At 42.7% G+C, this 15,562-nt stretch carries 9 protein-coding genes; all 9 read right to left on the reverse strand.

Going from position 1 to position 15,562, the window contains the following annotated elements; genetic code table 11:
* Positions 1-625, reverse strand: a 625-nt coding sequence (locus tag VF500_RS00250) for a carboxypeptidase-like regulatory domain-containing protein (protein ID WP_330857753.1), incomplete at its 3' end; no start/stop codon positions are given.
* 215 nt (positions 626-840) lie between these two features.
* Positions 841-5,034: a two-component regulator propeller domain-containing protein gene (locus VF500_RS00255; RefSeq protein ID WP_330857754.1), complete on the reverse strand. Its 4,194-nt coding sequence runs from the start codon at positions 5,032-5,034 to the stop codon at positions 841-843.
* A 258-nt stretch (positions 5,035-5,292) separates the two neighbouring features.
* The gene (locus VF500_RS00260; protein ID WP_330857755.1) at positions 5,293-6,645 is read right to left on the reverse strand and encodes a glycoside hydrolase family 27 protein; all 1,353 of its coding nucleotides are present in this window, start codon (positions 6,643-6,645) and stop codon (positions 5,293-5,295) included.
* A 76-nt stretch (positions 6,646-6,721) separates the two neighbouring features.
* On the reverse strand, positions 6,722-8,467 hold the full coding sequence (locus tag VF500_RS00265; RefSeq protein WP_330857756.1) for a RagB/SusD family nutrient uptake outer membrane protein: 1,746 nt from the start codon (positions 8,465-8,467) through the stop codon (positions 6,722-6,724).
* 4 nt (positions 8,468-8,471) lie between these two features.
* Positions 8,472-11,468: a TonB-dependent receptor gene (locus tag VF500_RS00270; protein WP_330857761.1), complete on the reverse strand. Its 2,997-nt coding sequence runs from the start codon at positions 11,466-11,468 to the stop codon at positions 8,472-8,474.
* A complete protein-coding gene (locus VF500_RS00275) occupies positions 11,402-11,782 on the reverse strand; it encodes a hypothetical protein (RefSeq protein ID WP_330857757.1) in 381 nt (126 codons plus the stop codon). Before VF500_RS00275 ends, VF500_RS00270 begins: the two co-directional genes overlap by 67 nt.
* Before the next feature lie 226 nt (positions 11,783-12,008).
* A complete protein-coding gene (locus tag VF500_RS00280) occupies positions 12,009-13,046 on the reverse strand; it encodes a FecR family protein (protein WP_330857758.1) in 1,038 nt (345 codons plus the stop codon).
* 47 nt (positions 13,047-13,093) lie between these two features.
* Positions 13,094-13,738, reverse strand: coding sequence for an RNA polymerase sigma-70 factor (locus VF500_RS00285; RefSeq protein ID WP_330857759.1), 645 nt, complete (start codon positions 13,736-13,738; stop codon positions 13,094-13,096).
* A 624-nt stretch (positions 13,739-14,362) separates the two neighbouring features.
* Positions 14,363-15,562: RagB/SusD family nutrient uptake outer membrane protein (locus VF500_RS00290; protein WP_330857760.1), on the reverse strand; the 1,200-nt coding region annotated here is incomplete at its 5' end.

Raw genomic sequence — 15,562 nt, forward strand, 5'->3', positions numbered from 1 at the left:
TAACATAAAGCGGATTGTTATCGCCCAGTATGGAATTGGATCCCCTCACCCTGATCTTAACATCACCGCCGGGTGCGCCGGAGTTACTAACCACCTGCACACCGGCAACCCTGCCTTGCAAGGCCTGGTCAACACGGGTAACAGGCTGGTCTTTAAAATCTTTTGACGACAGGCTGGACAAGGAACCTGTTACATCTGATTTTTTTTGCGTACCGTAACCTATAACAACCACCTCCGACAGGTTTTTGCTATCAGGAATCAGTACAACATTAATGGTAGAGCGGCCATTGATCTGTACTTCCTGCTTTAAAAAACCGATGTAGGAAAACACCAGTGTACTGCTTTGCTGCGGTACCTTTAACGAATAATGTCCATTGTTATCGGTGATTTGCCCGGTAGTAGTGCCTTTTATCCCCACACTAACCCCAGGCAACGCAATTCCTTTTTCATCTTTTACAATACCGGATACGCCCGCTGTTTGCGCGCCGGCGATGAATGAATGGAATACAAATAACAGGATGCACAAAGCTGTCAGCTTTCTCCGCCGAAACGTTTGCCCGGAACCGGCAATCAACGGTAATGTAATGGGTAAATTCCCATTAATGGAATGTAAATTTTTACTCATAATAAATAATTTGTAAATAATTGGGTTATCGAATGTTACTATGCCTGCCAGCTAAATCAGTCAACTAAAGGAAGCGGGATGTAACAGTTGGTTGATACAAATGAATAGAAAAAACAAGCCGGTGAGTGCGCTCTAACGTCCATATTATGCGCTCAAATAGTTAAAAAAAAGCCCCATAACGGGTGTTATGGGGCTTTTTAGTTGTTTCTGGCTAATTAACCACCTTTAACTTCTTTTATAAATTGAGATGGGGTTTTCCCAAATTCCTTTCTGAATGCTTTTTGAAAGTAAGAAACACTCAGGATCCCGATCCGTTCGATGAGCTCAATTTGGGTTACATCCTCATGGGTCATGATATGGGCAGCTTTTTTTAATCGGATAGTCCTCACAAATTCGTTGATGGACTGGCCCGAGATACTTTTTATTTTCTGATAAAGCTTGGAACGGCTGGTGAACATGTGCCTGCAAATGTAATCCACATCCAATTCGGGCGTTTGAATATTGGTTTCAATAAGCTTAATTAATTTATCTAAAAACTCTTTGTCTTTAGCCGAATGCACTAATTCGGTGGCTTCTGCATAATAATCTTTAGTGTACTTTATTTTAAGCTTTTGTTTTTGCTCAAACAGGTTATGTATAGTTAATAACAGCAAGTCGGTGCTTAACGGTTTGGAAAAATAATAATCGGCACCTGATTCAAGCCCTTCAAGTTTGGCTTCCAAAGCATCCTTTGCTGATAAGATCAAAAAAGGGATATGGCTTGTTTCAAATTTCTCCTTTACTTGTTTGCAAAGTTCAACGCCATTCATAACCGGCATCATCACATCGCTTATTATTAAATCCGGAACCGTTTCAATAGCCAAATCAAGGCCCTGTTTTCCGTCAACCGCTTCATACACTAAATAATGCGGCTGTAACACATCCTTTAAAAAAGATCTGAGTTCATCATTATCCTCAACCAGCAAAATATGTTGCTTAGCAGCAATTGTCGCCTTGACTTCTTGCAGTAGAGGTTCAGGTTTGGCCGCCATAAGAACCTCCGCATGTTCAATTTTTTCCAGCATAGTTGCCGCCTGCTCCGGGTTATTGCCGTTTCTTTCGGCCAACGAATAATTTGTCTCTTCAAGCGGAAGCGCAATAATGATCTCGGTTCCTTTATGACGCTCACTGTAAACGTATATATCCCCTTTATGCAGCAAGGTTAGACTTTTTACCAGTGCAAGCCCTACACCTGAACCCAGGTGATTATTACTGATGCGGTAATAACGATCAAATATCTCACTAATGGATTCTTTTGAAATACCAATACCTGTATCAATAACTCTGAAGTATATATATGATGCAGCCCGGTGCTTGTTTAACAAACGATATTCGACGTCATAAGCCGGCCTGAAATTGTCAAAAGCAAAAAACACATCCAGGGTAATTTGTCCCCCGGCAGCCGTATATTTAAATGAGTTATTCAGCAGGTTAAATAATATCTTTTCAACAATCTGCTGATCAAGCCAGATTGGTGTATGCTGCTCCGGAAGCTTTAAGGTATAAACTATCTGTTTATTCCCGGCCAAATCCTCAAAGTCATTAAACAGCGCATTGATAAACCCGCTTAGGTTAATCTGTTTTACATGGAGCTTAATAACACTGTCGGCCACTTTGCGAAAATTCATCAGCTCGTTGATCAGGTTGATCAATCTTTTAGCATTCCGGTACATGACCTGGTAGGTATGCTGATATGCCGAATAGGCATTTTCCTTGATTAAACTTTCTAAAGGGCCAATAATGAGCGTTAGCGGGGTCCTGAACTCGTGCGATATATTGGTAAAAAACTGCAGTTGCTGTTGGTAAAGTTCTTCCTTTTGCTGGTGCATCTCTTCACGCTTCTTCTCTTCCACATCACGTACGGCAAACTCTCTTTTTAACCGGTACCACCGGGCCTGATAAATATATATGCCAACCAATGCCGAAAGAAAGAGTATGAAATATATTACCTTGGCTATAGTTGATTTCCACCAGGGAGGAGTAATTGTTATTAAAATACTGGCTTTATCCTTACTCCAAATCCCATCGTTATTAGTTGCCTCTACAATTAAAGAGTAATCTTCATAATCGAGGTTATTATATGCGGCTGTAGGGTTGTTGCCATCCGTAAACTTCCAATTTTTGTCAAAACCAACCAATTTATACCTGTACCGGCACTTTTGCGGATTGGCATAATGCATAGCAGAGAAGGAGATCACAAAATTATTCTGAAGATAGTTTAAGCGGATCTTACTACTGTAGTTGATCGTTTTCTCTAACGGGTTTTCTGAAGATCCGGCCTGTCCCGCAATTACTCTTTTACTATTAACGATCAGGTCAGTAAATACAGGGTGTGCAGCTATTTTGTTTATCTTGATGCTATCCGGAAAAAAATAATTAAGGCCATTGATGCCACCAAAATATAATCTGCCGTCTTGGCCTTTATAGGATGCGCCTACTTTAAAACTATTGCCCTGCAAACCATCATTTTTATCAAATCGGGTCAATTTATTATTGCGTACATCTAAACACTCCAGGCCATTCCCCCCCATCCAAATCCTGCCTTTATCATCCAGTTCCATGGTTTCCACATCATTAAACACACCATATTGGCTACCGTAGGCTTTTACGCTATAGCTGTTATCACTTTTTAGCGTCAAATAATCCAAACCGCCGCCTATAGTACCCACCCAATAGGTGCTGTCACTTTGTTTCTGTATAGGGAAAATATAATTAGAGCTTAAAGAATTTGGTCGATTATTTACCTGGTAATGAAAAGTTTTGACAATACGGCCGGAACTGTCAATAACCAGCCGGGTAAGCCCGTGTATACTCGAAATAAGTAATTCGGGTTTATTTTTATCGGCCCAGATCAGGTACCCCGAACCTAATCCCCAATATTTAACCTGGTAAATATTTTTTTTATCATGTGTGATGCAGCCAAAGCCATTATAATAGCTGCCAAACCACATATTGCCGTAACAATCTTTTGTGATGCTGGCGATGGAATGAACCGGGAATTTTTCATGGCCGGCAGGATACCACATGCTGTTCTGCTTTTGGTTGATGATCTCCAGGCCTTTATCTGTACCTATCCATAAATTGTGATCATTGTCCAATTCCAAAGCGTCAATTTCGTTGCTCTTTAGCCTAATGCCATTGCTATTTGTATTATAGCGGGTAAATTTCCCGGTATGAAGATCATACTCATTTAAACCACTGGCATTGGTACCTATCCAAACCTTTTCACCTGCCTCTTCAATGATGGACCTGATGTGGTTTCCGGAAAGGGTATTAGGAACCTCCGGGTTATGTTGAAAAGCATAGAACTGCTTGGCATTCAAATCACAAAAATCAACTCCGCCACCAAAAGTGCTTACCCACAAACATTCCGAACGGTCAATAAATATTTTATCCAGGTAATTGGTATTCAAGCTATTGACAAAGCTTTGTGTGGTAATGGTCTGCTTTAAATTAAAGGCCTTATCCAATAAAACTAACCCGGCATCGGTACTAACCCAGTAATTCAGCTTTTTGTCTTGTATGACGTCATTAATAAATGAGCAGCCCGGGATCACCAAATGCTGAACGGAATGTAATTTTATAGCCGATGAACTTTTAGGCGATGATAACTCCTGACTGCTTTCCTCAGCTAAAATAATGCTGGTTCCTACTACCACTAATACCTGTTTTTTCCGGTTAAGGAATACTTTATTTAAATTATTAAAGTAATGCCCTGAACCGTCAACAACGTCAACATGCCTGAAACGAAAAGAATGATCTAGTATCCAGGCCCCCTCATTACTTGATAACCAGATGTTACCTGCATTATCGGGTGTCATATCTGTAAATTTGACACCAGCGGGATAGCTTAATGAAATATCTATCAGGCCTTTACCCCTAACCCTAAATAATCTAAATTGATTTTCGGCAAGCGTAGCTAACAAGTTGCCTTTTAAAGCAAGCAGCCGGGTGTAGGTTTTATTTCCGATATCGTGCCGGGCGTTATCAACCTCAGTATACTTTTCAAACCGCGGGTCGAAGAACTGGATACCATCTTCCGAGCCTAACCAAATTCTATCATTTTCATCCAGGCACATACTCCTGATCCGGTTTCTGAAGGAGCTTTTTTTAGGTACGTTGGTATTATAAAACTTCCTTATTGTATGACCATCATAGCGGTCTAACCCAAATAAGGTAGCGATCCAGATAAATCCCTGCTTATCCTGCTTAATTTCTTTAACATCTGTATGTGATAGCCCATCGTCAACAGTAAGGTAAGAGAACTTGAGCGGGTTTTGCTGTGCAAACACCACAGCTTCTCCAAAAAGAATAATAAGAAAGGTGATACTAAATATTACAAAGGCCCGAACTATTAATCTGCTGGTCATGATCATTAAAACATAAAGTTAACATTACCAGGAGCGTTGAGGTTACCTGATCCGTAAATCAATACAGTTAACATTACATCAAATATGCATTTTGAAATTTAAAATCGTTAGCAATTTTAATTTAAATGCGCGCCGCCGCTCACAGCCAGATAAAAACAGGAGAGGCAAAGTTTATAGCTTTGCCTTTCCTGTTTACCATTTTTATTGTGCTGTAATTCAACCTGAATGACCCTGGCATGGATCAGATAACTCTGCTACTCAGTTTTTTGACAATCGGTACAGGCCAGCCCCGTGTTTGTTAATAAGCGGTGCAAACTTATCTTTCATTGTTCCGATATCCGCTTTGTGCCAAAGATCGCGTACTTTACAATTTCCATTAAATCCAAGTTGCTTCAGGTCAACAGGTATCCTTACGGCATTAGCCTCATCGCCCGCATTGAACAAAGCAACAAACTTATCGCCTGTGTCGGGATCGTCGGCTACCCAGGCAATATTATTGCCATCCCTGAAAAGTTCCCGATTGTTGTTACTCTTTTGCAGTATGTACAGCACCTCCTTATTGTTGATCAAAGAAAGTGTAAAGGGATCATTGCTGGGCAAATCCCCTCCAAACATTAGCGGTGAACGAAAGATGCACCATAGGCTCATCAATGTATATTGCTCATCCTTACTGAACTTGCTCATCCTGTTATCGCCTCTTTCTGCACGGATACCGATCCGGCCAAGCGGCAGCATGTCGCCATCAGGCCAGCCCCCCGGTATACGGTAGGCATTCCATCTTTTAAATACATCAAAATGATCTTTAAGCATAGGCCAGTTGTCCCAGAAATCATCAACAGTACGCCACATGTTGGCATGCTGCTGTACATCAACGGCGCTTTCTATAGGCGTTTCGCCCGGCGATGTACTCAGTACGATCTTTCTCCCTGTTTTATCAATAGCTTTCCTTATCATTTCCACTTCAGGGCCATGATAAGGCCTGGAAAGGTCATCAACTTTTACAAAATCAATCCCCCAGGAAGCATACAGTTCAAATAGCGAATCATAGTACTCCTGTGCACCGGTTTTGCCGGCAACAACGGTGTACATGTCCCTAAGCCATTTGCATTGTCCTTCTGTACTGTATATATCAGCTGCTTTGGCTGTACTGCCCATAATGGGAGTATTTCGTTTTACCGCTTCAACCGGGATGCCGCGCATGATATGGATACCAAACTTTAAACCTTTGCTATGCACATAGTCGGCCAGTGGTTTAAAGCCTTTGCCACCCGCGGCAGACGGGAAACGATTGGCAGCGGGCTGGAACCTGCCATATTCATCCAAAACATAGTCGGCGTTGGTTTCATTATAACCGTGCGCTTTGTCGTTGCCAACATACCAGCGGATATCGACGATAATATATTCCCAGCCTGCGCTTTTCAGGTTTTTGGCCATATAATCGGCATTGGCTTTTACTTCTGGTTCTGTAACTGTCGGCCCGTAGCAATCCCAGCTGTTCCAGCCCATAGGCGGTGTGGCTGCCCATGCACTAAAGTTTTGCTGCGCAAATGCCGACGACGAACAAATACAGCTAATATAAATGAAGAGTAAGACGCACTTTTTTATTTTCATTACCATTTGTTGTTTGTTACACTTTTAAATCAGAACATGCCGATGGGCATGTTCTGATTGATATATTATTATTAGGTTAATAACCCGGATTTTGCTTTAAAGCGGCATTGCGCTCCACTTCTGATTGCGGGATTGGTAACCAGTAATTAGCCTCTTTAAACTTCCTGTCTTCTACCAATGTTGCCGGAGTGCCGGTATGTGCCAGGTATTCTGTTGTTCCATCCAGCTTTCTGGTAATTACAATTCCTGTTGCCGGTTTATTCAACACTGTAGAGGCGATCATCCAACGGCGGGTATCAAAATAGCGATGCTCTTCAAAAGCCAGTTCTATACGTCGTTCATGAGCAATTTTATCCCACAAAGCTGTACCACTCTCCGTAGCCAAAGGCATTTGTGCCCTTTGCCTTATTTTATTAAGTGCCAGTTTTGCTTCACCTTCATTCCCTAAGTTGTATTCGGCCTCTGCATAATTCAAATAAAATTCGGCCAGCCTGAACCAGATCCAGTTTTGTGCGGATGCCCCGGTAAACGTCCAGCTGTCAACTACATAAGCCTCATTTAAGAATTTGCGTACGTTATATCCGGTTTTGCTGGTATTCCAGCTGCTGGGGCCGTCTTTGGTATCTTTGCCTCCTCTTAAAACTACGGTGCCGTTCTCTGTAACTTCATTAAAATGTTCTTCAACCGGCCGGCCTTTCCATGGGTCTCCATCACATAAAACAGTTGCATATAAACGGGCATCGCGATTAGCATAAGGGGCTTTTTTCTCTGCTGGGTTGTTCCAGTCAAACTTAGTACCGTCTACCATTTCAAAATCGTCAACAAACTCTTGTATTGGTGTGTTACCACCCCATTCGCCATAGCCATTTGGCCCGTTTGATTGGTCAAGATAATGCATCGAACCAAAGTTTTGACGATCAAATATGATCTCCGAATTATTCTTATCTAAAAAAAGCTGGGTGTAGTTAGTTTTAACATCGCTGTATTTATTATACAGGCTGTAACCATTGGCTGTTGCCTGGTCAATAACAGCTTTGGCTGCATCAGCGGCCTTTTGCCACCGGGCTGCGTCAGGAGAAGCATAACCAACCAATGGATCTACACCCGATTTATTCATCAGTGGACTGGCGGCATATAACAGCATGCGTGATTTTAAAGCCAGCGCTGCAATTTTAGTGGCGCGGCCTATGTCCTGCCCGCTGTAACTCACCGGCAACAACGCTGCTGCTTTATCACATTCGGCAACAATGAAATCCACATTTTCTTTATAAGTACTTCTTACCATTTTTGCCGCATCATCTACATTATCTAAATTAAATGATTTGGTAATGAGCGGCATGCCGCCCCAACGGGATACCAGGTCGAAATACTCAAGGGCACGAATAAAGGTAACTTCGCCTAATAAGCGATTTTTTAAAGTGGTATTGGTGAAGGTAGTTTTATCGATATTCTCAAAAAAAACGTTGCAGTTTTTGATATTTGCCCAAACGGTCCCCCAGTTGCGGTAATCATTACCATACCATGCACCGTTCATGCGCCCCAGGTTAGAAGGGGTGATATAGGCCTGTGTTATAGGCTCGCATCCACGGCTCCAGGTTAAATAGGTTTCGTCAACTACCGAACTCATCCATGACTCGGTAAACCCTTGTCCAATTTGGCTGTAAATGGTGTTTACATAAGCATTAGCCAGGTTTTGATCTTTCCAGAAAACATCCGCCGAAATTTCGGTGAGCGGCTTTTTGTCCAGAAAGTCTTTTTTACAAGCTGTACCGGTCAGGCCCAGTATCAGCAACAACGATATATATTTATTTGTGAGGTTCATGATATTAAAAATTAGCGTTTACACCGAAGTTATAGATACGGGCTTGTGGGGTCAGCCAGCCGGCATAATTCTGGCTGGTTGCCTGTCCTTCCGGATCAATATATTTTAGTTTGTCAAAAGTCAGCAGGTTAAATCCGCTTACATAAAGCCTGATATTGCTGAATGGAAGTTTTTTAACGCTTTGCTTATTCAGTGTATAGGAAAGTTCTACTGTTTTCAAACGTAAAAACGCTGCATTTCGCAAAAAGTAGGTATTAGTTTCGCGGGTTGAAGGGATCGTTTCGCGATCATAAAGCCTTGGGCCTGACGCGTTGGGGTTAGCAGGTGTCCAGTGATTATTATAATAGTCCTGCAGGAAATTCCCGACCTCGCCCGATGCAAAGTATACGTATTGGGCAACGTTGCCCCCTTGTCCCTGTAAAAGCATGTTGATGCCCCAGTTTTTGTATCTGGCAGCTACCGTAACACCATAAATTGTTGATGGTATGGTTGATTTTGTTTGCCTTACTTTATCTTTCGCGTCAATTACGCCATCCTTGTTCACATCTTCAAATATTAGATCGCCGGGTTTAGTACCGTCAAGATGTGGGGTACTGTTAACCTGCGCTTCACTCCGGAAGATGCCAATAGCATTATACAGCACATAGTCGGCACCCACAGGCTTGCCCGTGCGCATTTGCCAGGGTTGCGCGGATGCGGCCTCATCCATAAATAATATCTTGCTTTTGGTATAAGTAATATTACCGCTTACATTGAACCAGAACTTATCAATGCTCCTGGAGTAGCCTAAAGTAACCTCCGCTCCCCTATTCCGGACCTTTCCTATGTTTTCATCAGGTAAGGTAAGGCCGGCGTACTGTGGTATAGAAGCATTGCGCTGGGTAAGAATATTACTGCGCAGGCTTTGAAACAGATCAAGCTGGAAGTTAACTTTATTGTTAAATAATTGCGACTCTAAACCTATATTGGTGGTGTTATCAACCTCCCATTTAATGTTAGGGTTAGGGGTACGTACGGAGTAAGCACCCTGTAAATTAGCCGGATTGTTCCCTCCAAAAACAGCCGGCGAGCCATACGCATAACTTGCTAAATATTGAAAAGCAGCAACACGGTCATTACCGCGTTGTCCCCATGATGCCCTTAATTTTAAATTATCAACAAATGGAACCGCTTCTTTAAAAAAGCGCTCTTCTGATATTCTCCAGCCTCCCGAAAAACCTGGGAAGAAGCCGAAACGGGAACCCGGAGGGAATGCCTGTGAGCCATCATAGCGCCAGTTAAATTGAAACAGGTATTTGCCTTTAAAATCGTAATCTACACGGCCAAAATAGTTTTGACGGGCTGTTTCAGTACCGGAGCCGTCATTACTATAAGATGTGAGCTTATCTGTGTTGCCCGCAAATAATTGATCAAGCTGGGAACTGATAAAACTGGAACGGGCCGCGGCCAGGTAATCGCTCGAGTAATTATATTGTTCATAAGCTACAAAACCGCTAAGGCTATGATCGCCAAATTTGTGTGCGTAATTAAGCCGAAGGTTGGCCGTGATACCCAGGCCAACATTCATGTTTTCACTCAGGTTAGCATTATCCGCAGGGCCATAAATGCGTGGTATTGGTGTTCCCGTAGCCGGGTCCCGGTCATAAAGAGTGAAGGACTGAAACCAGTTTTTGTAAAACGTATTGCTTTTATCTACATAAAAACCACCGGTTAGCGTCAGATCTTTAACCGGCAAATTCCATGTGGCAACCAGGTCGCCGTTCAGGAAGGTGCGATCATCGCGCTGATAGCCGGCTGCATCAGTAACTGCTACAACCGGGTTACGGTCATCTCCAAGCGGAAGCCCTGGTAATTTACTGTCGGGCCAATAGGCAATAGCTTTAGGGTCGCCGTTGATGATGTCATTAAAAATACGCTCGGACCCGTGGTGAGGGTACCTGCGGTTTTCCTGTCGGGCCGCAAGGTTTAATGAAAGCTTGAACGTACTGGTGATTTGCGCATCAATGTTTGAACGTATGTTATACTGCTTGTATTTAGTGGCGCTGTTTTTATAATAGCCATCCTGAAACTGGTAGCCTCCCGAAAAGAAATATTTAATATTATCCGTACCGCCCTGTACGGATAAATTATGCTGATACTGCGGTGATGTTTTACGCAGGGTAACATCGTACCAATTTGTGTTCGGGTGACCTATCGGATCCGACCCGTCCCTGTATTTTCGTATGTCATCTTCCGAATATTTGGGGGCCCTGTTATAAATTGTTTGTTCAATTTCATTATAAGCCTCGGCATAAGTAGCGGCATCAAGCATTTTAGGCAAGCGTGTAGGCTGCCTTAAACCGTAGTTAAAGGTATAACTTACAGTAGGCTTACCTGTTTTACCACGTTTTGTGGTAACCAGGATAACGCCGTTTGCCGAACGGGAGCCGTAAATAGCAGCCGATGCATCTTTCAAAACAGAAATACTCTCTACATCGTTCGCATCCAATCGTGAAAAACCGCCTGCACGGTCTGCAACACCATCAATAACAACCAAGGGGCTGGCATCCTGAAAGGTACTACGCCCCCGGATCAGGATGGAAGCATCATCATAACCAGGTTCGCCGCTTCCCTGGGAGCTTATAATGCCCGGCGTGCGGCCAACCAATGAGTTTGATATGGCGGGTACCGGTGCTGTTTTTAAATCATCGCCTTTAATGCTGGACACCGCTCCGGTTACGGTTACCTTTTTTTGTGTACCGTATCCTACCACAACAACCTCCCCCAGGCCCTGCGCGGTTGGGGTTAGTTTTATTTTTAATGGTTTGCCTGTGCCTGCCGGGACCTCGGTTATTTCATAGCCCAGAAAAGTAAAGGTCAGGATAGCGTTGTCCGGAACGGTGATCTTAAATGCCCCGTTTTTATCCGTCGCTACCCCACCGGTAGCTACCCCTTTTATTCGTACAGTAACACCCCCAGCGGCTGGTCTTTTTCGTCCACCACATTGCCTGTTATTACGGATTCTGTAACCAGCACGCCTCTCGGCACAATGGCGATCAGGTCACTGTTTAATTTCTGATAGGTAAATTCGGTTCCGGCTAACAGCTCACTGATGAGGTCCAGCGCATCGCGGTCTTCTGCATGGATCTCGGTGAATGTAGTGGTCGGAATCTTATTGTCGCTAAATAAAATGCGGTAACTTGTTTTCTTTTCGATCTCCGAGACTACTGTTTTGAAATCGGCGGATTTCAGGTTCAGCGTTACCCTGGATTGTGAAAATCCTTTTGCCAGCATCTGCAGGTTAAATGCTAAAATCAGCAAAATCGTCAGCTTCATGATTAATAGGGGATTATTAGGGCAAAAAAATTGCCGTCCACGCTTTTTATGCGTAAAAAAACTCATAACTTTAGTTTGTTAATGGTGATGAAATCCAGGCGCCCGGTCAAAAGCAGCCTGATTAATAAAAAATCGTCATTTTGAACACGGGGACGTCCAATCCCCGTGTTTTTTTGTTAAGTAAAAGTGTTTGTCATAATTGAAAAAGGTTGGGTTCGTAAACTGGTTATTTGATTATAATCTGGTTTTTCTGAATTTTGTAGGAGAAGGGTTCAATAAGGCTTAAAGCATCCAAAACCTCCCGGATATTTTCCTGATCAAATGCTCCTGAAAAAACCTGGTTCCTGATCTTATCGTTTTTAAATACAAAATCGAAGTTGTAGGCCCGTTTTAACTCGTTAGAGATCTCCCCAAACGTTTTATGTTTAAAGCAGACGCGGTGATACATCCAGGATGTTTCTACCACCGCTGTGTCTTGTCGCTGAAGGTAGGTAACCTCGGGCAAGGCATTCATTTTCTTATCTTTATGACTAACATCCTGATTTACAACCTCAGCGAACCTGATAATCAGTTTTTCTGACGGTTTAAGCGTGATGACATCTGCAGGCCTGTCCTTCAAAGTAACCTGCACTTTTCCCCTCAGCAGGGTTGTTTCACTAAACTTGTCATCCGGGTAGGCTTTCAGGTTAAATGCGGTTCCTAAAACTTTCACGTCCATTTTGCGGGTATGTATAATAAAGGGATGTGATACATCATGATGCACATCAAAAAAAGCCTCCCCGCTTAGGGATACCTCCCGGGTATTATTGTTAAATTCTTTAGGAAATGTGAGCTTGCTGTCTGCATTGAGCATCACCCGCGTACCGTCGCTCAGGATGATATTCTTTTTGGATGCCCTTAAAGTCCTGGCTTCCAGCTGGGGGGCCTTTTGATTGGGGATATGGAAATAGTAATAAGTAAAGCTGATGCAAAATACAACTATGGCAGCAGCAGCCGACCTTAAAAAGAATCTTTTGACAAAGGAGCCGGGCTTACGTTCCAGATGCTGTTCCCGATCTGCGATCTTTTCCCTGATGCCCTGAAATGCTTCTTGATTTTCAAACTTTCCGGCATGATTGGCGGAGAAGTACTCCTTGAAGATCTCATATTTCTTTTGATATATGGGATTATCTTTGAGTAAGTCCGCTAATTCTTTGCTCTCTTCAGCTGAGATCTGTTCGGTGAATTTCCGGGTAACTAACCTGATAAAATTGTCCTGGTCCATTGGTTTAATTGGTGCCTTTGAATGACAGGACGAAATTTTTCAGGGAATTACTTACACATGTTAAAAATAAAAAAAGCAATAGCGAAAAATGTGACCAGCGAAGATGAGATGTTCACGATAATTGCCTTTCTGTCATCGTTAACATAGGCATCCATCGAGTCGCTGAGTTTATTCATTGCCCTGTAAATCTGGGTATGTACGGTCCGTACAGAGATGTCAAGCACCTCCGCAACATCAGCACATTTCATTCCTTCTTCTTTAACCAGTCTGAAAATCGTTTTACATTGCATTGGAAGAGCGTCAATAGCTTTATCAAGATTGAGCATGAGTTCTTTCTTCTCCAACTGAAGGTCCGGGCGGTACTGACTGGTAAGATCGGCGGGGGTATCGTCAAGGCTGACGATCTGCATACAGGCACTTTTTCTCCAATGGCTGATGGCCCGGTTCTTGATGGCTACCAGCAGGTAAATCTCCGGCTTTCGGATGCTTTTTAACTGCGCACGGTCCATCCAGCAATCTACTAATACATCTGATACTATCTCTTCAGCAACTTCCCTGCTTTTTACATACTGGAGGCAAAACCGCACAAACTTATCCTGCAACAGGTTGAAGAACCGTTCAAGTGCTTTTAAATCATCGTTCTGGATGATTTTGTTCCAACACTCCAGTACTTCATTGTCTGTGTTACCCATGATAGTTTGATTAACCGGTATTAATTAGTATAACTGACGTTAACAGACAGTATTCCTGAAATGTATTGCAGCATTTAAAAAGGCAGGATAGCCCTGTTTATACTTTGTTTATAATAGTATTACGAAGTTAAATTTTAATTGTAAAAAAAAACAATTAAAATTTAGATTATTCTGAACTTCCTAAATCATCAGCCCATATATGGGATACCAACCGGCTTATTAACCCATATCTAAAGGCAAAGCATTTGGCGTAGGATCATTAAACCAATTGATCAGCAAAACCAGGAATACAAAATAATTGAACGGGATCTTTTTGCTGCTGAGCTACCTTACCCGGATGATTTGCATCTATAAAAATGAAGTTGAAAGAAGCGGTGGAGACAATCAAAAACTGATCTGTTCAGATAATGTACTCAACAAAATAAAAAAGCAGATATGATCGTTTTGGGGCACCAATGTATCACTTTGACATCCATGCGAAATTAAAGTCACTTATCGATCAGATAATAAGATTTGGGTATATCTTACGACTTCTTGTTTACCCGAGGAATCTATAAATAGCCGTTTTGCGCCAGATACAGGTTTTAAATTAACAAAAAAGCGGGGGCTTTGCCCCCGCTTTTTTTACCAACCCGGATTTTGGGTCAGCTGTGGATTAAGTGTGATCTGCTGTGCGGGAATGGGGTATAAATAATTTTTTTCTGAAAAGTTACGGGCTGTATTGTCAAGGATCAGCTGACCATTGGCATCTAACGCGTTAGTTGGAGCTGGTTTTAAAGGGTTTGGCCCAATATCGGCCTGGGTACCTTTGAATTTGATACCTACCGGCCATGGACTAACAAAAGCACTGATGTTGCCATAAGCGGTGCCTCCGGTATTGGTAACCAGATCGGTTGTGGCACTATGCCAGCGCTTGATATCATCAAACCTGAAGTTTTCATAATAAAGCTCGATAAAACGCTCCCTCCTGATCTCTGTGCGCAGATCTAAACCGTTTGCACCTGCAAATCCATTTGTTAACGGCGGCATGTTCTTATTGGCCCGCAAACGTACCAGGTTGAGCGATTTGCTGAGATCGGCATCTGTGATGGCCCCGTCACGTTCATAAACAGCTTCGGCATAGTTAAGCAATACTTCGGCATAGCGAATCACCGGGTAATCCTCAGATTCTTTGGTATCCGGGCAGTTGCGCTCAGTTACCCATTTTTGATTTCCATAACCGGAGATCTGAACAACTTTTCCTGTAGACAGAGCAATATCAGCGGCATCATTTAACCAGGTTACACGATAATTGGCGTTACCATACCAGTAATACATATTATTTATTTTGATGGTATATTTTAAACGGTTGTCGCGGTTCAAAAACTCCGAACCATAAGTTTCAAATCCCTGAAACAACGGCGATTTTTCGATAGGCAAACCATCCTGGCATAAAAATGCATTAACATATTTATGCTGAGGGCCAATTTGTGTTCCCTGCCTGCTGATATTTGTTCCGATTGTTTTGCTTACATCATCATAACGATAGGATAAAATGTACTCATGATTAGCCGTTTTGGTAACTGAAGCAGGATTTGATTTGGGGTTTTCCAGGATAAAAAGATACTTCTGTGCAGAATCGCCCAATATGGTACTGTTGCCGCCCAGGGCATTTGATGCCGCCGTGCCGAAAAGTGCAAACTGATTGCTGGTTATCACAGCGTTTGAAGCTGCGGCTGATTTGTCAAGCAACATATTATAACGGGCGGCGTCACCGTTTCTGAATTTTAACCATGTGCCTTCATAAAGTGCAACCCGGCCTAAAAAAGCTTGTGCTGCAGTTTT

Source organism: Mucilaginibacter sp., from assembly GCF_036383575.1.
Lineage (GTDB): Bacteria > Bacteroidota > Bacteroidia > Sphingobacteriales > Sphingobacteriaceae > Mucilaginibacter.

Coding starts and splice junctions, on each gene's coding strand:
- VF500_RS00285 (WP_330857759.1), bottom strand. CDS start 13,738: ATGGGTAACACAGACAATGAAGTACTGGAGTGTTGGAACAAAATCATC.
- VF500_RS00255 (WP_330857754.1), bottom strand. CDS start 5,034: ATGACCAGCAGATTAATAGTTCGGGCCTTTGTAATATTTAGTATCACC.
- VF500_RS00280 (WP_330857758.1), bottom strand. CDS start 13,046: ATGGACCAGGACAATTTTATCAGGTTAGTTACCCGGAAATTCACCGAA.
- VF500_RS00260 (WP_330857755.1), bottom strand. CDS start 6,645: ATGAAAATAAAAAAGTGCGTCTTACTCTTCATTTATATTAGCTGTATT.
- VF500_RS00275 (WP_330857757.1), bottom strand. CDS start 11,782: ATGAAGCTGACGATTTTGCTGATTTTAGCATTTAACCTGCAGATGCTG.
- VF500_RS00265 (WP_330857756.1), bottom strand. CDS start 8,467: ATGAACCTCACAAATAAATATATATCGTTGTTGCTGATACTGGGCCTG.